Annotated in this window: 19 protein-coding genes and 1 tRNA gene; 12 read left to right on the forward strand and 8 right to left on the reverse strand. The window is 61.5% G+C overall.

What is annotated here, in order from left to right; genetic code table 11:
• Window positions 1–116: 116 nt before the first annotated feature.
• Genes AC0L2R_RS03290 through AC0L2R_RS03305 form a run of 4 tightly spaced genes read right to left on the reverse strand, consistent with a single transcriptional unit; the run spans window position 117 to window position 3,527 of the window.
• A complete protein-coding gene (locus AC0L2R_RS03290; protein WP_473507709.1) occupies window positions 117–1,094 on the reverse strand; it encodes a quinone oxidoreductase family protein in 978 nt (325 codons plus the stop codon).
• Window positions 1,095–1,128: 34 nt separating this feature from the next.
• A complete protein-coding gene (pcsA, locus tag AC0L2R_RS03295; protein ID WP_023801839.1) occupies window positions 1,129–1,965 on the reverse strand; it encodes a phosphatidylcholine synthase in 837 nt (278 codons plus the stop codon).
• Window positions 1,962–2,576, reverse strand: a complete 615-nt coding sequence (locus AC0L2R_RS03300) for a DUF1326 domain-containing protein (protein WP_023801840.1) — start codon at window positions 2,574–2,576, stop codon at window positions 1,962–1,964. Before AC0L2R_RS03300 ends, pcsA begins: the two co-directional genes overlap by 4 nt.
• Window positions 2,577–2,588: 12 nt before the next feature.
• A complete protein-coding gene (locus AC0L2R_RS03305) occupies window positions 2,589–3,527 on the reverse strand; it encodes a DUF2182 domain-containing protein (protein WP_473507710.1) in 939 nt (312 codons plus the stop codon).
• 62 nt (window positions 3,528–3,589) lie between these two features.
• Here AC0L2R_RS03305 and AC0L2R_RS03310 point away from each other — a divergent pair, with 62 nt between their 5' ends.
• Both AC0L2R_RS03310 and hspQ read left to right on the forward strand, forming a co-directional pair.
• A complete protein-coding gene (locus AC0L2R_RS03310; protein WP_473507711.1) occupies window positions 3,590–4,801 on the forward strand; it encodes a UbiH/UbiF family hydroxylase in 1,212 nt (403 codons plus the stop codon).
• 200 nt (window positions 4,802–5,001) lie between these two features.
• Window positions 5,002–5,325, forward strand: a complete 324-nt coding sequence (gene hspQ / locus AC0L2R_RS03315) for a heat shock protein HspQ (RefSeq protein ID WP_023801843.1) — start codon at window positions 5,002–5,004, stop codon at window positions 5,323–5,325.
• Between the two features lie 153 nt (window positions 5,326–5,478).
• On the opposite strand, the gene AC0L2R_RS03320 is transcribed toward hspQ, so the two are convergent.
• Entirely contained in the window at window positions 5,479–6,108 is a 630-nt protein-coding gene (locus tag AC0L2R_RS03320) for an invasion associated locus B family protein (RefSeq protein ID WP_091590984.1), read from the reverse strand.
• Window positions 6,109–6,340: 232 nt separating this feature from the next.
• Between AC0L2R_RS03320 and AC0L2R_RS03325 the strand changes: the two genes are divergently transcribed.
• The 3 genes from AC0L2R_RS03325 to AC0L2R_RS03335 all read left to right on the forward strand — a co-directional run bounded on the left by AC0L2R_RS03325 (window position 6,341) and on the right by AC0L2R_RS03335 (window position 11,267).
• Window positions 6,341–8,155: an extracellular solute-binding protein gene (locus AC0L2R_RS03325; RefSeq protein ID WP_473507712.1), complete on the forward strand. Its 1,815-nt coding sequence runs from the start codon at window positions 6,341–6,343 to the stop codon at window positions 8,153–8,155.
• A gap of 23 nt (window positions 8,156–8,178) precedes the next feature.
• Entirely contained in the window at window positions 8,179–8,856 is a 678-nt protein-coding gene (locus AC0L2R_RS03330) for a DsbA family oxidoreductase (RefSeq protein WP_473507713.1), read from the forward strand.
• A gap of 506 nt (window positions 8,857–9,362) precedes the next feature.
• Window positions 9,363–11,267, forward strand: coding sequence for an ABC transporter ATP-binding protein/permease (locus AC0L2R_RS03335; protein ID WP_473507714.1), 1,905 nt, complete (start codon window positions 9,363–9,365; stop codon window positions 11,265–11,267).
• Between the two features lie 117 nt (window positions 11,268–11,384).
• Here AC0L2R_RS03335 and gor read toward each other — a convergent pair whose 3' ends face one another.
• From gor to rpiA, 3 genes are all read right to left on the reverse strand, one after another.
• Window positions 11,385–12,773: a glutathione-disulfide reductase gene (gene gor / locus AC0L2R_RS03340; protein ID WP_473507715.1), complete on the reverse strand. Its 1,389-nt coding sequence runs from the start codon at window positions 12,771–12,773 to the stop codon at window positions 11,385–11,387.
• 146 nt (window positions 12,774–12,919) lie between these two features.
• Complete coding sequence (locus AC0L2R_RS03345) at window positions 12,920–13,486, reverse strand: DUF2059 domain-containing protein (protein ID WP_473507716.1); 567 nt, start codon at window positions 13,484–13,486, stop codon at window positions 12,920–12,922.
• Window positions 13,473–14,201 carry a ribose-5-phosphate isomerase RpiA gene (rpiA, locus tag AC0L2R_RS03350; RefSeq protein WP_473507717.1) on the reverse strand — a complete coding sequence of 243 codons (729 nt, stop codon included), beginning with the start codon at window positions 14,199–14,201 and terminating at the stop codon, window positions 13,473–13,475. The genes AC0L2R_RS03345 and rpiA overlap by 14 nt, the downstream gene beginning before the upstream one ends.
• Window positions 14,202–14,370: 169 nt before the next feature.
• On the opposite strand from rpiA, the gene AC0L2R_RS03355 reads away from it, so the two are divergent.
• The 7 genes from AC0L2R_RS03355 to AC0L2R_RS03385 all read left to right on the forward strand — a co-directional run bounded on the left by AC0L2R_RS03355 (window position 14,371) and on the right by AC0L2R_RS03385 (window position 20,484).
• Window positions 14,371–15,054: a phosphoglycolate phosphatase gene (locus AC0L2R_RS03355; RefSeq protein WP_473507718.1), complete on the forward strand. Its 684-nt coding sequence runs from the start codon at window positions 14,371–14,373 to the stop codon at window positions 15,052–15,054.
• A 128-nt stretch (window positions 15,055–15,182) separates the two neighbouring features.
• Window positions 15,183–15,257 (forward strand) — tRNA-Val (locus tag AC0L2R_RS03360).
• A 448-nt stretch (window positions 15,258–15,705) separates the two neighbouring features.
• Entirely contained in the window at window positions 15,706–16,968 is a 1,263-nt protein-coding gene (locus AC0L2R_RS03365; protein ID WP_473507719.1) for an ABC transporter substrate-binding protein, read from the forward strand.
• 69 nt (window positions 16,969–17,037) lie between these two features.
• A complete protein-coding gene (locus AC0L2R_RS03370) occupies window positions 17,038–18,105 on the forward strand; it encodes a carbohydrate ABC transporter permease (RefSeq protein ID WP_473507720.1) in 1,068 nt (355 codons plus the stop codon).
• Window position 18,106: 1 nt separating this feature from the next.
• A complete protein-coding gene (locus AC0L2R_RS03375; RefSeq protein WP_473507721.1) occupies window positions 18,107–18,982 on the forward strand; it encodes a carbohydrate ABC transporter permease in 876 nt (291 codons plus the stop codon).
• Window positions 18,983–19,018: 36 nt separating this feature from the next.
• Window positions 19,019–20,098: an ABC transporter ATP-binding protein gene (locus tag AC0L2R_RS03380; RefSeq protein ID WP_473507722.1), complete on the forward strand. Its 1,080-nt coding sequence runs from the start codon at window positions 19,019–19,021 to the stop codon at window positions 20,096–20,098.
• A 128-nt stretch (window positions 20,099–20,226) separates the two neighbouring features.
• Window positions 20,227–20,484, forward strand: coding sequence for a PepSY domain-containing protein (locus AC0L2R_RS03385; protein ID WP_027151749.1), 258 nt, complete (start codon window positions 20,227–20,229; stop codon window positions 20,482–20,484).
• Window positions 20,485–20,643 lie beyond the last annotated feature (159 nt).

Below are 20,643 nucleotides of genomic sequence, written 5' to 3' on the forward strand. Positions count from 1 at the left end.
GCATCGGCCCGAAAATCGAAATCGATTTTCGGAAAGCACGATGCGTGGATTCAAAATGTCAGAGCGTGCTTTTGTGCGTCCAAGTGGACGCACATCGCTCAAAGCGATGGCAAGGCTCAGGGGACAAGAATGGTTGTCCCGGTCGTCCTGCGGCCTTCGAGGTCGGAATGCGCCCTGCCGGCATCCTGGAGCGCGTAACGCTGATTGATCTTGATCTTGACCGCGCCGCTGAGCACGATTTCGAACAGCGCGGCGGCGGACGCCTCCAGGTCTTCGCGCCTGGCGTTGTAGACGAACAGCGTCGGACGGGTTGCAAACAGCGAACCTTTCTGCGCCAGCAATGACATGCTGAACGGCGGGACCGGTCCCGACGATTGACCGAAGCTGGCGAACATGCCGAGCGGCTTCAGGCAGTCGAGCGAGGCCGGAAAGGTGTCGTTGCCGACCGAATCATAGACGACGTCGCACTTCTTGCCGCCGGTGATGGCGAGGACGCCGGCGACGAAGTCCTGCTCGCGGTAGTTGATGACGTGGTCGAAGCCATGCGCCCTGGCGAGCTCGATCTTGTCGGCGGAGCTGGCGGTGCCGATCACGGTTGCGCCAAGATGCTTGGCCCATTGGCCGAGGATCAGCCCGACACCGCCGGCCGCCGCGTGAAACAGGATCGTGTCGCCCGCCTTCACCTTGAAGGTACGGCGCAGCAGATATTCCGCCGTCATCCCTTTCAGCATCATGGCGGCCGCCTGTTCGTCGCTGATACCGTCCGGCACCTTGACGACGCGATCGGCCGCGATCACGCGCTGCTCGGCATAGGCGCCAGTCGTCACGGCGTAGGCGATGCGATCGCCCGGCTTCAGCCAGTCGATATCCGCGCCCACTTCCACGACCACCCCGGCCGCCTCGCTGCCGGGTATCAGCGGGAAACCGCCTGGCGGCGGGTAAAGGCCGGAGCGATGATAGACGTCGATGAAATTGAGGCCGATCGCCGTGTGCCTGACCAGGATTTGCCCCGAGCCGGGTTGGCCCGGATCGGCGTCCTCATAGGTCAGGACCTCCGGACCGCCATGGGCGTGGATGCGTATTGCTTTGGACATTGATGAGGCTCTCTTGGGACCAGACTCTATGGGATCAGGTTTTCTTGGCGCCGAGCGTTGGAAAGAGCTGCATGATACCGCCGATACATGCGAGGTAAAGTCCGGTGACCGTGATGCCTATCTTGGTGAAGACACTCACCTGCTCGCCCAGGACGCCGATCTGGTCGTAGAAGGCGGCAAGAGCTGCCTGCGCCAGCGCCAGCGCTCCGAAAGCGCACCATAGCAGCGTCATGCCAAGGTTGATCGGCCGTAGCCGCGCCACCCGCACCGGGTGGATGAAATTGATCGGCACAAAGGTCAGGATGCCGGCCACCACGACCACGGCGAAGGAAACCCATTGTCCCGGCTCGATGACGAACAGCGTGAACACCACCATGTTCCAGACCACGGGAAACCCCTTGAAGAAATTTTCCTTGGTCTTCATCCCGGTGTCGGCATAGTAGATCGCGCTCGACACGACGATGATCGCCGCCGACAGGAACGACAGGCCCTCACCCATGAAGCCGCGCTGGTAAAGCGCGAAGGCCGGTATCAGCACATAGGTGACGTAATCGATGATGTTGTCGAGGAGTTCGCCCGACCACGTCGGCAGGATTTCCTTGACCTCGAGCTTCCTGGCGATCGGCCCGTCGATGCCGTCGACGAACAGCGCCAGCCCCAGCCACCAGAACATCGCCGTCCAGCGCTGCTCGCTCGCCGCAACCAGCGACAGGAACGCCAGGAACGAGCCCGATGCGGTCAGCAGATGGACCGAAAATGCGCGCGCCTGCGGCCATGTGACTTTCTTCTTCGGCCTCGGAATCTTGTCGGCGATTTTCCTGGCCGTGATTTTTCCGGCCGTAATTTTTCTGGCCGTTGTTTTTTTGCTCACGGGCCCCGCCAGTCCAGCTTGCAGATTTCGGCCGAGCGACCGGCAAAATTCCAGTTGCGACCGAAGGCCCGCATCTTGCTCTTGTCGGACCTGGCGACGATGATTTCCGGTGCGATCCAGTACTCCGAATTGCTGATCACCGTATCCTTGTCGCGGTCCTTGCCGGAAATCGGCGTCACCGCTCCATCGATGATCTTCGGGATCTGGAAGATCCGCGTCCTGTCGCGCGTCTCATAGGTGATCGGCGCCTGCTCGACGCCGAGGAACTTTCCGACCAGGATGGAGAGCAGCGAGGTGGTCCCGCCAGCCTTGCCGGTGAAAATCCTGGTCAGCGCCTTTACCGCGTAGACTGAGGCGCGCTTGTCGATGAACAGTCCGGCGGTCCAGTTGCCGCGGCTCATATAGCCGGGGATTTCCATGACCAGCCCAAGATTGAGGCCGGACAGCTCGACCTCGCCGAAATGGCCGGCATCGATGCGGAACCCCGCCCAGGTCTGGCAATAGCCCTCGGTCGGCGGATGACTGCCGAGAGACAGCACGCAAGGACAAAAAACCGTGCAATTGCAGGAGAGCACCAACTCTCCTTTCATTGCCCAGCCTTGATCCGCCATAGAATTCTCTCCCTATGCCGAGACTACTAGCAGGGCGGTTGCCCAGACAAGCAGTATCGCACCGGCGATCCGGGTTGGCAGCCTGCCCGCCGTCTGTTTTTCGATCAGGGTGAAGAGGCCGATCAACGCCAACCAGAACACGTTCATCACACCGACGGCGAACATCACCAGCATCAGCGCCCAGCAGCAGCCGAGGCACCAGACACCCTGCTCGATGCCGAGCCGGAAAATGCGGCCGGGCCTCGCGCTCCAGTTCGAAAACAGGATCGAGAACGGGCTTTTGCATCTTGTCAGGCAGGCTTCCTTCAGGCCGCTGAACTGGTAGAGGCCAGCAACCAGAAGCGCAGCCGCTCCTGTCGCTCCGACCACCGGATCGAGCATCTGCACAGATGAGGCGAAGGCGTGAACGATGAGCGTCAGCGCCGCAAACACTGCCGACGCAGCCAACCAAACGCTGAGGTAACCGGCGACCAGGATCAGCGGATGGACGACCGCTTCGCCCTTGATCCGCGCGGTATCGGCAATCTCGCAATAGGTGCGGATCATCGGCCCCGCCGAAGGCAGCATGGTGGCGACCGCCATCAGGAACCACATGACGATGAGCGCTCCGGCCTGCGCGCCGACGCCCCCGTCGAGCGGCGCAGGTGCAAGACAAAGACTGAAGAAGCGCTCGAGAAGATCCGGCAGCGGCAGCCCCGGCAGGTACCTGAGCATCGTGTCGCCGGGTGCATCGATACCCGGAACCCGGCTTTCGGCGCCACGTATGGCCACGGCGCCAAGCAGCAGCCATGCCAGGACGTCGGCTGCGCCCAAAACGATGTTCACCGCCAGTCGAGGATTGCGCGAGACGCTCGCCGCGGCGCGGCCGAAACGGTCGAGATGACTGAAATCATGGTCTTCGGCGGTCATGGCAATCGAATGGGCCGAATCGCCGCGTTGATCAAGCCGCATGATCTGATCTATATGCTCATCAGGTCTGACCGACCGCCTCGCATCGCAACCGGGAAGCCGAATTGGACCGTCGGGAAAAAGCACGGATACTGGTTGCCGGCAGTGGCCCGGCAGGGCTGATTGCAGCGCTGGGTTTCGCAGACGCCGGCTTTCCCGTGACGCTCGTCGGTCCCGAGGCAAATGGCCAGGACGGCCGCACGACGGCCCTGATGAACCCGGCCCTGAAGATCCTCGAACGGTTGGGCGTCCTCGATGCGGTGAGGTCCCAGGCCGCACCGCTGAAGATGATGCGCATCGTCGATGCAACCAGCCGGCTGATCCGCAGCCCGGTGGTCATTTTCCGCGCCAGCGAAATTGGCGAGGAGCAGTTTGGGCTGAACTTACCCAACAGTGCGCTCAACCACGCACTTGCCAGTGTTGTTGCCGCCCATTCCGGCATCGAATGGCGAAAAGCGATGGTGGAGACCTGGCGCCTCGAGGGCGACCATGCGCATGCGATCCTGTCTGACGGCAGCGAGATCACGGCATCGCTGGCCGTCGCTGCCGATGGCCGTCTATCGCCGGCCCGCGAGGCTGCCGGCATCTCGACGTCGGCGCGGTCCTATCCGCAGGCGGCATTGGTTCTCAATTTCGGCCACCGCAGCGACCACGCGTTCACTTCGACCGAGTTCCACACCGAGACCGGCCCGTTCACCCAGGTTCCCCTGCCCGGCAACCGGTCGAGCCTTGTCTGGGTGGTAGAGCCGGAAACGGCGAAGGAACTCGCCGCACTGGACGACGCGGCGCTTTCGATGCGGGTCGAACAGCGGATGCAATCGATGCTGGGCCGGGTTTCCGTCGAACCCGGGCGGCAGGTCTACCAGCTTTCCGGCGTGACGCCGCGGTGCTTCGCGCGCAACCGGGTGGCACTTGTCAGCGAAGCCGCCCATGTGTTTCCGCCGATCGGCGCGCAAGGTCTCAACCTTGGTATCAGGGATATCGATGATCTGATTGGAATTACTTGCAAAAACAGGGACGACCCGGGCACCGTCAAGGCCCTCGCAGCCTATGATTTCAAGCGCCGGCCCGACATCCTGGCGCGCAGCAATGCGGTCAACCTGCTCAACAAATCGCTGCTCTCGCAGATGCTGCCGGCACAGATGGCGCGCAGTGCTGGCCTTGGCGTGCTCGGCGGATTCGCGCCGCTCCGCGCCTTTTTCATGCGCGAGGGGCTGCGGCCCGGCAGTGGTTTTGCAGCGCTCGCCGGCGGCTTAAGGAAACAGATCCGGCGCTAGCACAGGGCGGGCTGGCCCGTAGCTTGGCGGGGCGTCAAGCGTTCGGCATTGAAATCATGCGGCGTCTGCGTCAAATAGGTCAGGTATCAGCCATAAGTCGGGCTCGATTTTTTGAAGCGTAACGCGTAAATTCAAGGTCTTAGGGAGTCTTTGCGCATTCCAAGGACGCGGCACTCTAGGACTTAGTGGTGAGTACCATGATGAAAACAGCCAAATTTTCGATCGGACAGGTGGTCCGCCACCGGCTGTTTCCGTTCCGCGGCATCATTTTCGATGTCGACCCGCAATTCGCCAACACCGACGAATGGTACGAGGCGATCCCGGCGGATGTGCGGCCGCGCAAGGACCAGCCCTTCTACCACTTGCTCGCCGAGAATTCGGAAACGGAATACATCGCCTATGTGTCTGAGCAGAACCTGCTCGAGGACCGGTCTGGCGAACCGGTGCGGCATCCGGAGATCGGCGAGATGTTCGACAAGAGGCCGGATGGACGCTACGAGCCGAGACGCCAGTCAAGACATTGACCTGATAAAAATTGCGGGGACCTGACGAAAATCGCGGGGACCTGACGCGATTGCGGGCCTCGTGGGATCAAGAAATGGCCGGACGGAACAAAAAAAGCGGGGCATGACCCCGCTTTTTGTTGCCTTGAGAAATTGTCTTGTTTGCCTCAGGAATCAGTTGGCGGTCTTCGCCTTGTCCTGCTCTTCCTTGAGCTTCTTGGCGAAGTCCTGGTTGTTCTTGGCAACGAAATCCTGAAGCTTCTTCTGCCGATCCTCGATGTCCGACTGCTGCAGCGGCGGCCCGTCGAAGGCGCCGCTGAAGCCAGTCAGAGCGACCTTGATCGGGTTCGGCTGGTTCTGGAAATTGACTGAGGTCAGCGTCAGGTTCGAACCCTTCTTGAAGGAATTGATGAGCTGATCGGTCAGCGGCACTTCCGCCACGCAGCGGTCGGGGAAGCAGATCACATAGTCGAGCTTCTGCGCCTTCGCGGTGTCGATCTGGAGGCCAATGCCGGGAGGAATCAGGCGACCGCTCGGAACCGTCACCTGGAACACCTTGCGGTTTACCTTGCCCTTCAATTCGATCAGGCTGATGCCGGTGACGAGCTGGCCGTTGCCGGCGGTGGTGATGTTCTGGACATTGCAGATGTCGACGTCTTCCTGCTTGGTGCAGGCTTTGAACCAGCCCTGCGGAATCTGCTGTTGCTGCTGCGCAAGAGCAGCGGGAAGCTGTGCGCCCAAAAAGCCGACCACTCCAGCGGCCATGACCGACAGGCGGTACGCGTTGCTGTTCAGGCTCGTCATATCGTGCACTTCCTCTCAAATGATCCCGGGACCGGCTTCTTCGCGCCGTGTGGTCCAGCTAACTGTTGCCGAAATGAGGCAACAGAATGACTTCGAACGGCGTGTTACACTGCAAGCGGTGCCGAATCCAGCCTGATGTCAGCAATTCTTGAGCTCGCGATTAGCCGGGAGGCGGTCGGCTCATGTTAGGGTGCGCTCCGAATCATCAAGCCGACCCGGTAAGGAGACGGTCATGGGCCGCGTTCTTGTTTGGCTGATCGCCGCGATTATCACCCTTTCGCCCCAGCCGGCCTTGTCGGAGCCAAAACACGCGATCGCCATGCAGGGCGAGCCGGCGCTGCCGGCCGACTATGCGCATTTCAACTACGTCAATCCCGATGCGCCGAAGGGCGGCAGCATCACCTATTGCGTCGTTGGCAGCTTCGACAATCTAAACCCTTTCATCCTGAAAAGCCTGCGCACGACGGCACGCGGCATGATCGACAGGATCTTCGGCAATCTCGTCTTCGAGCCGTTGATGCAGCGCAATGACGATGAGTCCTTCAGTCTTTACGGCCTGCTTGCCGACACTGCCGACATGGATCCGGAGCGCAAGAGCATCGAATTCCACCTCGATCCGAGGGCCAAATGGTCTGATGGCCAACCGGTGACTGCGGAAGACGTGCTGTTCACCTACGAGGTCTTTACCGAGAAAGGCCGGCCACCCTACAGCGCCCGCATGAGCATGGTCGCCAAACTGGAAAAGACCGGCGACCGCAGCGTGCGCTTTACATTCAACGACCAGGCTAATCGGGAGACTCCGTTGGTTATCGCGATGACGCCGATCGTGCCGAAGCACGCTTTCGACAAGGCGACCTTCGACAGGACCACGCTGAAACCGGTGATCGGCAGCGGCCCCTACACCGTGGCGCACGTGGCGCCTGGCCAGCGCATCGTGTTCAAGCGCAACCCGAATTATTGGGGCAAGGACATCCCCGCCAAGCGCGGTTTCGACAATTACGACCAGATCACCATCGAATATTTCCTCAACGCCAACGCCAAGCTGGAAGCTTTCAAGAAAGGCATCTGCGCTATCGCTGACGACAGCGATCCGGTCAAGCGCGAGCGCGATCTCGACTTCCCGGCCTTCCACAAGGGCGACGTGATCGCCGAAAATTTCGACACCGGCATCCCGCCAGTGGTGACGGGGTTCCTGTTCAACACGCGGCTGCAGAAGTTCTCCAATCCGGTGGTTCGACGCGCACTCGGCATGCTCTACGACTTCGAATGGGCCAACAAGAACCTGTTTGGCGGCAAGTACATGCGCACCATGAGCTATTGGCAGAATTCCGAGCTGTCGGCACTCGGCCATCCGGCCGACGACAGGGAAAAGGCGCTCCTGGCACCCTACCCGGGTCGTGTGCCGGCCGATGTCATGGACGGCACCTGGCGGCCACCTGTCACCGACGGCTCGGGCCAGGACCGCAGGGTGCTGAAAGCTGCCTTCGACATATTCAAGGGCGCGGGCTATGCCCTGCACGATGGAGTGATGCTCGATCCCGAGGGGAAACCCTTCGGCTTCGAGATCCTGACCGCCTCCCAGAACGAAGAGCGCCTTGCCGCCATCTACCAGCGCACGCTTGCGAAGATCGGCATCGATGTCACCATCCGCAGCCTTGACGGCGACCAGATCCAGTCACGCAAGCAACGTTTCAATTTCGAGGTGCTGATCGGCGCCAGCGGTTTCGAGAACTCGCTGTCGCCGGGCATCGAGCAGTTCGGGCGCTGGGGATCAGCTGCCGCCAATGCCGAAGGGTCGTTCAACCTTGCCGGCGTCGCCGATCCGGCGATAGATGCAGCACTTGAGGCGATGGTCGACGCCCGCAGCCGCGAAGATTATGTTGCCGCCGTCCGGGTCCTCGACAGGTTGTTGATCTCCGGCCACTACATGGTTCCGATGCAGCACAACACGCAGCAATGGCTCGCCTACTGGAGCTATCTGGAACATCCGCGAAAGACCCCCATATCCGGTTATCGACTGCCGACATGGTGGCGCAAGCCGAAGTGACCACTTCGGAACAGGAGATCAAGATGAGCGACGAGAAGTCGATTACCGTCGATGTGGTCTCCGACGTCGTCTGCCCCTGGTGCTTCATCGGCCAGAAGCGGCTCGACAAGGCGATCGCCGCGGCAAACGAGGTCGAGGTGCATATTCGCTGGCGGCCGTTCCAGCTCGACCCAACCATCCCGCCCGAAGGCAAGGATCGCCGCGAATACATGATGGCCAAGTTCGGCAGCGACGAACGCATTCGCGAGATCCACGCCCGCATCGAGCCATTGGGGGAGGTCGAGGGCATCAACTTCGCCTTCGCCGCCATCAAGGTTGCGCCCAACACGCTGGACGCGCACCGCGTCATCCGCTGGGCTGGTGCCGCCGGCGAGGTCATGCAGAACCGGCTGGTGCGACGTCTGTTCCAGTTGAATTTCGAGGAAGGCGCCAATCTCGGCGATCATGTCGTGCTGATCAACGCCGCCCGCGAGGCCGGCATGGATGCGTCCGTCGTCGAGACGCTTTTGCCGACGGACGCCGATGTCGAGGCGGTGCGCACCGAAATCGCCACTGCTTCGCGCATGGGTATCACGGGCGTGCCGTGCTTTCTGCTTGAGGGCAAGTATGCGGTGATGGGCGCGCAAGACGTTGACACGCTCAGCGACGCCATTCGCCAGGTTGCGGCGAAGGCGCGGGGCGAGTTGGAGAAAGCGAACTGATGGACGTCATTCCCTAGGCGCGTTTGGCGACATCGCCACAGCAGCCAACGCGCTCCCGACCAACGCCCTCCGGTCACTTTCCCGGTCGATAAGGCAACAAGGATGACGGCGTATCTTTGCGTCGATTCGTCTTCCGCAGCATAAAAATCGGCCGATCGACCACGATCTTGCCTCACAAAACTGTGCAAAAAGCTTTCCCTTGGGGAAGATGCTGACGCTTGCCTACGTGAACCAGCAACTCATTGAAATTATAGTGATAGTTTGAGTCGAGAGCGGCATCGCATCGCGTTGCCGCTGTTGCTTAATGGCAACGGCCAGGGGTTCAATCCTCCACAAGCCCGAGAAAAGATAATTGAAAATGATCAATTGGTGTTACTGTCTGTAACAAAACTAAAAGAGGTTTGGGCGGGATTGTGATTCGGGTCGGTAGACCAGAGCGACATTCAATATCGGAAAAATGGCTCCGCGGTGCCGCAAGGCCGCCGCTCCTGACACCAGTTTCCTCGATGCGCAGCTTCTGGGGACTGATGCGGGCCTACTGGTTCTCGGACCGCTGGGTGGAGGCCTGGACGCTGACGCTGGTCATCGCCCTGTTTACCGCGCTCTCCAGCAAGGCTGGCGTCTGGTTCGCCGAAGCATCCGGAGAACTGGTCAACTCGATTGCCTTCTACCACGATGCCGCGAACACCACGCCGCTCGCATCGCTGCTCACCAACGCCGGCGTGCTCATCCTTCTGGTCGTGCTCAAGGACGCGGGCTTTACCGGCATCCGCACTTTTGTCTCCGCGACGCTGCATCGCAAATGGCGCGGTTGGCTGGATAGCCGTTTCAACGCAGCGCTTCTCGACACCAATCACACCCATTTCCATGCTCAGCACGGTTCCTCCGGCGCTGCTGCTCCCGACAACATCGACCAGCGCGTCCAGGAATCGATCAAGGACATGACCGGCGGAGCCATCGGCCTCGCCATGGGGGTCATGGCTGTCGCCACATCGCTTTTTTTCGTCGGCCAGAAACTGCTTGAAACCTCGGCAGAGGTGAAAGGGCTGGAGTTCCTCGGCAGCTATGGCAGCGCGGTCCTGGCTTTCCTGGCGGTCGCCATTTACGTGCCGCTGAACACCTGGATCGCGGTGAAGCTCGGCAGGTTGCTGGAACGGCTCAACATCCGGATGCAGCAATCCGAAGGCAGTTATCGCGGCGAACTGACCACGTTCCTGCGCCGCAGTTTCCACGTCGCCGCCTCCCAGGGCGAGAATGTGCAAAAGACGATGCACGACCGGCTTTATGTCGACATCGACCGTACCTGGGCAAGGCTGAACATCGTCAACACCAGCTATCGTTCTTTCGAGTTGGTCTACACTTTCATCGGCGCCCGCATTGTCGCCTATGCGCCGGGCCTGGTGCCCTACATCCACAACCGTTTCGACCTCAAGGGCTACATAACCGGCTCCGAGATGGTCAACTCGCTCATCGGTCAATGTTCGTGGTTCATCCATGTCATGCCTTCCATTGCGGCGCTGCGCGCCAACAGCCAACGCGTGACCGAACTCGCCAACGCGATCGAAAACGTCCAACACCCGCAGGAATTCTACAGTCTCACCGGCTGTTCCGATTTCCGCTACGACCGTCAGAACCCGGTTTTCGGCTTGACCATCCAGAAACTCGAGCTGACCCACCAGGGCGAGGACGCCACCCCCTTCCTGAGTGCTGCGAATTTGCGCTTCCGGCGTGGCGAGTGGACGTTCCTGAAGGGCGAATCCGGCTGCGGCAAGACATCGCTGATCAAGGCGATCAACGGCCTGTGGCCCTATGGCCGCGGCTCCATCGTCTTCCCGGAAGGGGTCGAAAGTTTCTATGCCGCCCAGGAGGTCAAGCTGCAGCAGGTCTCGCTGAAGCAACTGGTCTGCCTGCCCGGTTCAGAGCGCGATCACACCGACGCCCAGGTTGCATCGGCGATGCACAAGGCCGGCCTTGGCGATTTCATCGAACACATGGCCGATGAAAGCCGTGACGGAATGAGCTGGGACCAGGTGCTTTCGGGCGGCCAGAAACAGAAGCTGGTTGTCGCTCGTATCGTGCTGCAGCAGCCGGGGCTTCTGTTCCTTGACGAGGCGACCGGGGCGCTCGATCCGGAAGGGAAGATCGCTTTCCATCAGGCGATCAAGGACAATTGTCCAGACGTCACGGTGATCTCGATCATGCACGAGGCCGTGCCGCCAAGGTCGCTTTCGGGCGCCGAATTCTACCACAGCATCGTTGCCATCGCGGATGGCGTCGCCATCAAGAAGCCGCTGGCGCCGAGCCTGCCGGTCGAGCTCACCACCATCCTCGCGCACCCCAGGCCAGTCGCGGAACCAAGGCCGGTCGAGGAAAGATGGCTGCGCTTCCCTCGCCGCATCAGGCAGAAATAGCGGCGAACAGAATATCGTTGCACAGTGTCGCATCGGATTGGTGATCTGTGGTCGGGTGGTGCGGCGCCATTGCTTGCGAGCATCGAGTGCTCCGTTGGCGAAGGTGTGGGAAAAACGTCAGGCGCGCTCGCCGTCCCTCACCCGGTAGGTCGGCTTGTACATGGTGACGAGTTCTTCCGCCGCGGTCGGGTGCACGGCCATCGTGCGATCGAAGTCATCCTTGGTCAGCCCGGCCTTCAGCGGAATGCCGAGAAGCTGCGCCATCTCGCCGGCATCAGGCCCGAGGATATGCGCGCCGAGCACCTTTTTCGAGGCGCCGTCGACCACCAGCTTCATCAGCATCTTTTCGTCGCGGCCCGACAGCGTGTTGCGCATCGGCCGGAAGCTGGCGCGGTAGACCTCGACGTCGGAAAACCGCTTTATGGCCTCGTCTTCCGACAGGCCGACCGTGCCGATCTCGGGCTGCGAGAACACCGCGGTGGCGATCGTGTCATGGTCGGGCGCGGTCGGGTTGTCCTTGAAGGCGGTCTCGACGAAACACATCGCCTCATGGATCGCCACCGGCGTCAATTGTACGCGGTTGGTGACGTCGCCGATGGCCCAGATGTTGTCGATGCTGGTGCGCGAATATTGGTCGACATGGATAGCGCCTGTCCTGGTCATCTCGATGCCGACGCCCTCAAGCCCCATGTTTTCGGTGTTGGGGAGACGCCCGATGGCGAGCATGACCTGATCGACCGTCAGCACCTTGCCACCTGTGACGACAGCGTCGAGGCGCCCGTCCGGACGCTTCCTGACCCATTCGGATACGGCATGGCAGAGGATTTTTATCCCCTTCTTTTCCATCGTCTCGTGCAGCATGCGCCTGAGATCCATGTCGAAGCGGGAGAGGATCTCCTTGCCGCGATAGACCAGCGTGGTGTCGACGCCGAGGCCGTGAAAGATGTTGGCGAATTCGACGGCAATATAACCGCCGCCCTCGATCATGATCGCGTCAGGCAATTCCTTGAGATCGAAGGCCTCGTTGGAAAAGATACAATGCTCATGGCCGGGCAGAGCCGGGTGCGGTGCCGGGCGGCCGCCGGTGGCGATGAGAATCTGGTCGGCGGTGACGGTGCGGTCCTCGCCGAGAAGATGCACCGCATGCGGATCGACCAGCATGGCGCGTGACTGAAACGTCTCGCCGCCGGCGCCTTGGACATTTTTCCTGTAGATGGCTTCCAGCCGGCTGATCTCGCGATCCTTGTTGGCAACCAATTTCTGCCAGTCGAAGCTCGCCTGCGGCACGGTCCAGCCGTAACCGGCGGCGTCGGCAAAGTGCTCGGGAAATTGCGAGGCATAGACATAGAGCTTCTTCGGCACGCAGCCGCGGATGACGCAGGTGCCGCCATAGCGGTATTCCTCGGCAATGCCGACGCGCTTGCCGAGTGCCGCCGCCATGCGCGCCGCCCTCACCCCGCCGGAGCCGCCGCCGATGACGAAAAGATCGTAGTCATAGACGGCCATGGCGCGGCTCCTTGCCCTTCAAAAATGTCTGAGACAGGTAGGCTGCAAACCAGCAAAAGAAAAGCCCGGACGCAGCCCATCCTGTCGGACGCGCAACGGAGGCGGGCTTTCCGGTCCAGCGGCGATAACGCCGCCGGAAACTATCCTCAGTTCTTCGGTGCTTCCGGCTGCGTGCCATCAGCAGGAGCCGCGGCATTTGCCGGTGCTGTGGCCTTTGCCGCCGCGGCCAGCGTTTCGCCGACCTGCTGGGCGAGATCGCGAGCGAGGCCGTTCTGCCATATCTCGGCGGCCTTGAGCAGCTCACGCGTCACCGCCTGGCCGCTGTCGAGCAGTTTCTTGCCGGTATCGGAATTGTAGAAAGCGGCGATTTCGGTAAGCTCTTTTTCGGAAAATACCTTGGCATAGGCCAGGGCCGCTTCCTTCTCGAGATCGGCGCGGCGCGAGGCCAGCGTCAGAGCCTTTTCGCTAACCGTTCTGCCGATCAGCTCCTGCATGTCCGGGTTCTTTTGGATAAGCTGCTGCTGAAGCGCGGCGGCGGCCTGCGGCAGGATGTTGTCGAACGGGTCCGTCGCGTCGATCGCCGCGACTGCGGCGCGGGCCGCCTTCAGGTGCCCTTCGCTGACGTCCTGCGAGAACGCCGGCGATGAAAACGCAAAGACGGCCGAAGCTGCCAGAATTGCAGAAAAACGGCGAACCCGGTTATGCAACGTCATGATCGGTAGAACTCCCTGGTTTTCGGGCGGCATGGACGGTTTGGACGCCGTCGCCGGCTATGACGGCCGCTGATGCCAGCCCGATGAAAAGACCATGCTCGACCACGCCCGGAATGGCATGGAGAGCATTCGAAAGCGCTCTTGTATCCGGAATGCGGCCAAAAGATGCATCGAGGATAAAATGGCCGCCGTCTGTAACAAAAGGCTGGCTTCCCGTCATCCTCAATGTGACGGGGCCGGAAAGGCCGAGCCTTCCGGCTGCCGCGGCGACCGCGATTTCAGTGGCACGCAGGCCGAACGGGTTGACCTCGATCGGCAGTGGAAAACGGCCGAGCGTCTCGACCATCTTCGAACGGTCGGCGATGACGATCATGCGGGCGGAAGCCGCCGCCACGATCTTTTCACGCAGCAGCGCACCGCCGCCGCCCTTGATCAATGTCAGCTCCGGATCGATCTCGTCGGCGCCGTCGATGGTAAGGTCGAGCTCGGGCGTTTCTTCCAGCGTCGACAGCGGCACGCCAAGCTCGCCGCAGAGGATAGCGGTGCGCTCCGAGGTCGGCACGCCGATAATGGTAAGTCCGGTGGCGACCTTTTCGGCGAGCAGCCGCACGAACTCGTCGGCCGTCGAGCCGGTGCCGATGCCAAGCCGCATGCCATCGCTGACATGGGCAAGTGCCGCCCGCGCGGCCTCGACCTTCAATTGTCTCGCATCCATGCCGTGTGTCTAGCCCCAAAATTTGTTTCGGCGCTCCTAGCATCTTTGCCCGTCCGGTCAAAGACTTTGCCCTGTGGATTGACGCCCTGTGGATTGAGCCGGCACGGCTTGCCTGGATGGGCTGCAGCGGCTATCGCCTGCAGGCAGCGTAATCGTCACAGGACAGGCCATGACCCGACCGATCATCGTGTTCGACCTCGACGGGACGCTAATCGACACAGCGCCGGACCTGCTCGACAGCCTTAACCACAGCCTTGCCGCCAGCGAACTCGCAGCCGTCGATGAGGCCGGGTTCAAGCGCTTCGTCGGCCATGGCGGCCGGGTGATGATCGAGCGCGCGCACGCCGCGCAGCAGAGATCGCTGGTGGTGGAGGAACACGACCGATTGCTAAAACTCTTCCTCGATCATTACACCGATAACATCCCGGGCAAATCGCGCCCCTACCCCGGCGTCGTCGAGACGATCGAGCGATTCGAGGCGGCTGGCTATCTCCTGGCCGTCTGCACGAACAAATACGAAGCCAACTCGGTGGCGCTGATCGAGGCGCTCGGCCTGGCGAAGCATTTCGCGGCGATTTGCGGTCAGGACACGTTTGCGTTCCGCAAGCCCGACCCGCGCCATCTGACCGAAACCATTTTGCTCGCCGGCGGCGATCCGCACCGCGCGCTGATGGTCGGTGATTCGCAGACCGACATTGATACGGCCAAGGCGGCCGGCATTCCCGTGGTGGCGGTCGATTTCGGCTACACCGACCGCCATGTGCGCGAATTCGAACCGTCGGCGGTGATCTCGCATTTCGATGCGCTGACGCTTGGTCTGACCGAACGCCTGATTACCGCTGCCGGGCACTGAGCGCGACGGCGACCGGGCCGCTGCCGGCGGGCCTGCATTCGGTCTTCGTCGGAACGCCAGCACATCGCCTTGACTTCCCCGGCCGGCCTCCCTTATATCGCGGCGCGCTTGGCCTTCGGGCAACGAGCGGGCGATTAGCTCAGCGGGAGAGCACACCCTTCACACGGGTGGGGTCGCAGGTTCAATCCCTGCATCGCCCACCAATACCCGCTTCCCGTACAAAGTGCCGTCCGCTTCGGAGCCGCCTACGCTTCGAACTTCCGCCTCATCGCAAGGTCTGCCAAGACCCGGTTCATGCGATTCGCCAGGCAGCCGGGGACACATCACAAGGCGCTGTCTACCCTTGGAATCGCTCAAGCTGCACATTGAACGCGGCCGGGAGAAAGTTGACGCAGGACAAAATCGTCCTAGGTGAACTGCTATCTCAGTGGCCCGCGAACTGACGAGGGGAAATCGCCGTCGACCTCCTGCTCCGATTAGGTGAAACTGCGCAATTGCAAATGCGTCCGGCTTCCGCGAACATTGCTGGACCCCATCAAGGGCCCGTAGCGGCCGACCCGAAACTGAGCGCTGGCTTCCCGGCCCGCTGTCCTGGCGGCCTCGACCTTGGATCCAGCCGGCGACCTTAAAGTCGAAAGGGAGGAATAACCGATGAACCTGACAAAACACCTTGCCGGTGTGGTGATCGCGTCGACCTGTCTGTGTGCGCCCGCGCTGGCGCAGACCAGGTTGACCATGTGGTATCACGGCGCCGGCAATGAGGTGGAGTCGCGAATCCTCAACCAGATTATTTCCGACTTCAACACCAGCCAGTCCGACTGGACGGTGACCATCGAGAGCTTCCCCGAGAAGAGCTACAACGATTCCGTCGCGGCGGCGGCCCTGGCGGGCAACCTGCCCGACATCCTGGATGTGGACGGGCCCGTCATGCCCAATTGGGCCTGGGCCGGCTATCTGCAGCCGCTGCCGATCGACGAGAGCGAGTTCGCCGACTTCCTGCCCGGCGCCAAAGGCGTGTGGGATGGCAAGCTCTATTCGGTCGGTCTGTGGGAGGCGGCGGTGGCGCTTTTTGCACGCCAATCGACGCTGGATGAATTGGGCTTGCGCACCCCGACCCTCGACAAGCCTTGGTCGCGCGAGGAATTCATGGCCGCGCTCGATGCCGCCAAGGCCTCCGGCAAGTATGAATTCGCCCTTGATCTCGGCATGAACGACCAGGCCGAGTGGTATTCCTACGCCTTCTCGCCGTTCCTGCAGAGCTCCGGCGGCGACATTGTCGACCGTTCGACCTACAAGACCGCGGAAGGCGCGCTGAACGGCGAGGCTGCGCAGGCGTTCGGCAAGTGGTGGCAAGCGCTGTTTACCGGAGGCTATGCGCCTGGCACCAGCGAGGACCCGGCCGATCAGCAGACCGGTTTCATCGGCGGCAAGTTCGCCTTCCAGTGGAACGGCAACTGGCGCGCGGTGGCAACGATGGAAGCCGTGGATGACGTTGTCTTCCTTCCAGCCCCCGATTTCGGCGCCGGCAACAAGATCGGCGCGGGATCTTGGCAATTCGGCGTGTCGGCCAAGTCGAAACATCCGGAAGGCGCTGCCGAGTTCATCAAGTTCGCCGCGCAGGACAAGTACCTGGCCGCCTTCTCCGACGGCATCGGCCTGATCCCGCCGACGCCCTCGGCGGCGCAGATGACGAAGAACTACAAGGATGGCGGCCCGCTCGCGGTGTTTTTCGACCTCTCCAAGGCACAAGCCCTGGTGCGCCCGGTCACCCCGGGCTACGTGGTCCAGGCCAAGGTCTTCACCAAGGCACTGGCCGATATCGCCAATGGCGCCGACGTGGCCGACACGCTTGACGCGGCGGTCGACGAGATCGACGCTGACATCGAAAGCAATGGTGGCTACGGTCACCGCTAGTTCTGTCGCGCCGGGGTCCTCGCCAGCCGCGGACTCCACCCTCTGTGGCTTGCTGGGCGGATACCGCAAATGGCGTCGAAGCTAACCCTGTCGAACCGGGCGGGCTGGACATTCGCCCTGCCGGGCTTCGCACTCATCTTCACATTCATCGTGCTGCCGTTTTTCTTCGCGATCGGTCTGTCATTGACAAATCAGCGGCTGCTGTCGCCGAATCCCACCCAGTTCGTCGGGTTGGAAAACTATCAGCAGCTGCTGGGCCTTGCGGTGGTGACCCTTGAGCCAGAGCGCAACGATGCTGGCGAAACGATCCGAAACGAGGCCGGCGAAATCCAGTATCCGCGCCTGCGCGAGATCACCCGTAGCGAGGCCTATCCTCAGTATCGCGGCATGCGCGAGTGGTTTCGCTGGCAGTCCGGCGAAAACGTCATGATCGTCATCGCCAGCGACGTTGTGTTCATGAAGGCGCTGGTAAACACCTTCCTGTTCGTCCTGGTCGTGGCGCCGGTACAGGGCAGCCTCGCTCTGATGCTTGCTTTGCTGATCAACCACAAGGTCAGGGGCATCAACCTGTTCCGGACCATCTACTTCATGCCGGTGGTGGTCTCCATCGTCGTGGTCTCGCTCCTCTGGCGGTTCATCTATGACGGCCAGAACGGGCTGTTGAACAGCATCCTCCAGGCCCTCACCTTCGGCCTCTTCCAGCCCGTCGACTGGCTCGGCAATCCCTCGACGGCGCTGCCCGCAGTCATGGCCATGTCGATCTGGCAGGCCGTCGGCTTCCACATGGTCATCTGGCTGGCGGGGTTGCAGACGATCAGCCCCACGCTCTACGAGGCCGCCGCCATCGAGGGGGCTTCAAGATGGCAGACCTTCCGCTATGTCACCTGGCCGGGCCTGCGCAACACCGCCGTGCTTGTGCTTGTCGTGATCACCATGCAGGGCTTCGCGCTTTTCGCCCAGATCGACGTGATGACCAATGGCGGTCCGCTCGACAGCACCCAGACCCTCGTCTTCCAGGCGGTCGAGCGCGGCTACGGCAAGCAGGACATCTCCGGCGGCTCGACCATCTCGGTCATCCTGTTCGTGATCGTGCTGGCGATCTCACTCATCCAGCGCTGGCTGACACGGGAGCGTTAGGATGGCCTTCGATCCCGACAATTACGGCCTCAGGCTGTTCGTCCGCTATCTGGTGCTGTGCCTGATCGCGCTGATCTTCGTCTTTCCGCTCGTGTTCATGATCAACTCGAGCTTCAAGCCGGACAGTCAGCTTCTCGCGGACACTTCCAGCCTGCGTGCCTTCCTGCCCGTCGGCGACATCAGCCTCAACAATTATTTCGGAGCGTTCCGGCGGGCGCCGGTCGGCCTGTTCGTGTTAAACTCGGTTCTGGTCACCGGGGCGACCGTCCTTCTCTCGTTGCTGATCTGTTCGCTGGCCGCATTCTCGTTTGCTTTCCTGCGGTGGAAGGGGCGCGATGTCCTGCTCTCGATCGTCATCGCGACGCTGATCATCCCTTTCGAGACCATCGCTATCCCGCTCCTGCTGCTGGTCTCGAAACTGCCCTGGATCGGGCTTGATGGGCTGCATTGGGGCTGGCTCAATAGCTACCGGGTGCAGATTGTCCCGTGGATCGCCGACGGGCTGACGATCTTCCTGTTCGTGCAGTATTTCAAAGGGCTGCCGGGCGAACTGATCGAGGCGAGCCGGGTGGAGGGCGCCAATTGGTGGCAGGTCTACTATCGCGTCGTCATGCCGCTTTCAGGGCCGGTTCTGGCGACTGCCGCCATCCTGAAATTCCTCGTCATGTACAACCAATATCTCTGGCCGCTCATCGTGGTGCAGCAGGAAAGCTATCGCCCGGTCATGGTCGGCCTCGGCTACTTCTTTCAACTCAACGTCGCCTGGGGCGAAGTCATGGCTTATCTCACCCTTATCACCGTCCCGGTGCTGATCTTCTACCTGTTGCTGCAGCGCGCCTTCATCGCGTCGATCGCCTCGACCGGCGTGAAGGGCTGACGCCGCACATGAATCAGGAAACGGGAGCCATCGCTCATGGCTGAGGTCTCACTCAAGGGCGTCAAGAAATCCTTCGGTCGCGTCGAAATCATCAAAGGCGTCGATATCCACATCAACGATGGCGAGTTCGTCGTCTTTGTCGGACCGTCGGGCTGCGGAAAATCCACCTTGCTGCGCATGATCGCCGGACTCGAGGACATAACCGAAGGCACCCTCGAGATCGGAGGCCGGGTGGTCAACCAGCTGCAGCCCCAGCAACGCGGTGTTGCGATGGTGTTCCAGAGCTATGCCATCTTTCCGCACATGACCGTGCGCGAGAACATCGCGTTCGGCCTTACGATCGCGGGCGCTTCCAGGCAGGAAAAGCAGCAGAAGGTGGCCGAGGCCGCACGCATCCTGCAAATGGAACATTTGCTCGACCGCCGGCCAAGTCAGCTTTCGGGCGGCCAGCGCCAGCGCGTCGCCATCGGGCGCGCAATCACCCGGAAACCGGCTGTTTTCCTGTTTGACGAGCCGCTCTCCAACCTCGACGCCGCACTGCGCATGGACATGCGCATGGAAATCGGCCGGCTGCGCAGGCAACTGGGCACAACGATGATCTACGTCACCCACGACCAGGTCGAGGCGATGACGCTGGCTGACAGGATCGTCGTGCTGAAGGACGGTCAAGTCATGCAGATCGGAGCACCGATGGAGCTCTATCACGAGCCGGCCAACAGGTTCGTAGCCGGCTTTCTCGGAGCCCCGTCGATGAATTTCCTGAACGTCGACGTCCTCGCCCTCGATGGCGAAGCGGCAATGGTTGGCAACCAATCCCTGGAGCCGATCAGGGTAGCGACCAGAAGGCGCGCCTTCCGGAAAGACGGCAAGGCCATCCTGGGTATCCGTCCGCAGTACCTGCGGCCGGTGCAATCTGGAAAAGGCTTGCTGCATGGCATCGTGGCCCATGCCGAGCGATTGGGCAGCGAGACGGTCGTGGACCTGACACTTCGCGATAACAGCGAGCTCATTGCCGCCTTCAATGAAGACAAGGTCTTTCAACCGGGTGACGCTCTGGAGCTCACCTTCGACGCGGCCTTGGCCCACCTCTTCCCCGACGAGTTGCAGACGCATTAGCGTGAGCAACGACAACAGGATGCGTCGGCGCAATTCGCTTGTGTCCATTCCGGAACCCGGAACAAACCTGCCCGGAACAAACCTGCATGGCCGCGAGTTTCTACTTTCGCGAGAAGCGAGGGAAAGCCATGTTCAGACTTGTTTTGGCGACAGGCGTCGTAGTTCTCTTTTTCGGTGAACCGGCCCTTGCCGCAGACGGAAGTCCGTTGCCGCCGCAGAATGCCAGGAAACTGTCGGAGATAATCGCCAAGGTCGAGCAACGCGACGACTTTCGCTACGTCGACGAGGTCGCTTGGGACAGCGGCGCCTACACCGTTACTTATTACACGACCGACAAGGCGAAGGTCGAAATCACCTACGATCCGGTGACAGCCGAACCCAAATAGATCGGCCCTCCAGGCAATACGTGCCCAGCTCGGCGACGCTCATGGCGGCGCGGCCGGGTTCCGGCGCCCGCTCTCCCTGCGTTAGAGCGCGATGATTTTAGGTTGGGACATAGCCGGCCTCGGTGAAGTAGTTGGCGCATTCCTTTGATGTGACGGTGT

The organism is Mesorhizobium sp. WSM4820, assembly GCF_055811075.1.

Bases quoted from the DNA above. Each gene is read 5' to 3' on its own strand.
- AC0L2R_RS03345 (WP_473507716.1), bottom strand. From the start codon at position 13,486: ATGACGTTGCATAACCGGGTTCGCCGTTTTTCTGCAATTCTGGCAGCT.
- AC0L2R_RS03355 (WP_473507718.1), top strand. From the start codon at position 14,371: ATGACCCGACCGATCATCGTGTTCGACCTCGACGGGACGCTAATCGAC.
- AC0L2R_RS03385 (WP_027151749.1), top strand. From the start codon at position 20,227: ATGTTCAGACTTGTTTTGGCGACAGGCGTCGTAGTTCTCTTTTTCGGT.
- gor (WP_473507715.1), bottom strand. From the start codon at position 12,773: ATGGCCGTCTATGACTACGATCTTTTCGTCATCGGCGGCGGCTCCGGC.
- AC0L2R_RS03290 (WP_473507709.1), bottom strand. From the start codon at position 1,094: ATGTCCAAAGCAATACGCATCCACGCCCATGGCGGTCCGGAGGTCCTG.
- AC0L2R_RS03330 (WP_473507713.1), top strand. From the start codon at position 8,179: ATGAGCGACGAGAAGTCGATTACCGTCGATGTGGTCTCCGACGTCGTC.
- AC0L2R_RS03300 (WP_023801840.1), bottom strand. From the start codon at position 2,576: ATGGCGGATCAAGGCTGGGCAATGAAAGGAGAGTTGGTGCTCTCCTGC.
- rpiA (WP_473507717.1), bottom strand. From the start codon at position 14,201: ATGGATGCGAGACAATTGAAGGTCGAGGCCGCGCGGGCGGCACTTGCC.
- AC0L2R_RS03370 (WP_473507720.1), top strand. From the start codon at position 17,038: ATGGCGTCGAAGCTAACCCTGTCGAACCGGGCGGGCTGGACATTCGCC.
- AC0L2R_RS03320 (WP_091590984.1), bottom strand. From the start codon at position 6,108: ATGACGAGCCTGAACAGCAACGCGTACCGCCTGTCGGTCATGGCCGCT.
- AC0L2R_RS03305 (WP_473507710.1), bottom strand. From the start codon at position 3,527: ATGCGGCTTGATCAACGCGGCGATTCGGCCCATTCGATTGCCATGACC.
- AC0L2R_RS03375 (WP_473507721.1), top strand. From the start codon at position 18,107: ATGGCCTTCGATCCCGACAATTACGGCCTCAGGCTGTTCGTCCGCTAT.
- AC0L2R_RS03335 (WP_473507714.1), top strand. From the start codon at position 9,363: ATGCGCAGCTTCTGGGGACTGATGCGGGCCTACTGGTTCTCGGACCGC.
- AC0L2R_RS03380 (WP_473507722.1), top strand. From the start codon at position 19,019: ATGGCTGAGGTCTCACTCAAGGGCGTCAAGAAATCCTTCGGTCGCGTC.
- AC0L2R_RS03365 (WP_473507719.1), top strand. From the start codon at position 15,706: ATGAACCTGACAAAACACCTTGCCGGTGTGGTGATCGCGTCGACCTGT.
- hspQ (WP_023801843.1), top strand. From the start codon at position 5,002: ATGAAAACAGCCAAATTTTCGATCGGACAGGTGGTCCGCCACCGGCTG.
- AC0L2R_RS03325 (WP_473507712.1), top strand. From the start codon at position 6,341: ATGGGCCGCGTTCTTGTTTGGCTGATCGCCGCGATTATCACCCTTTCG.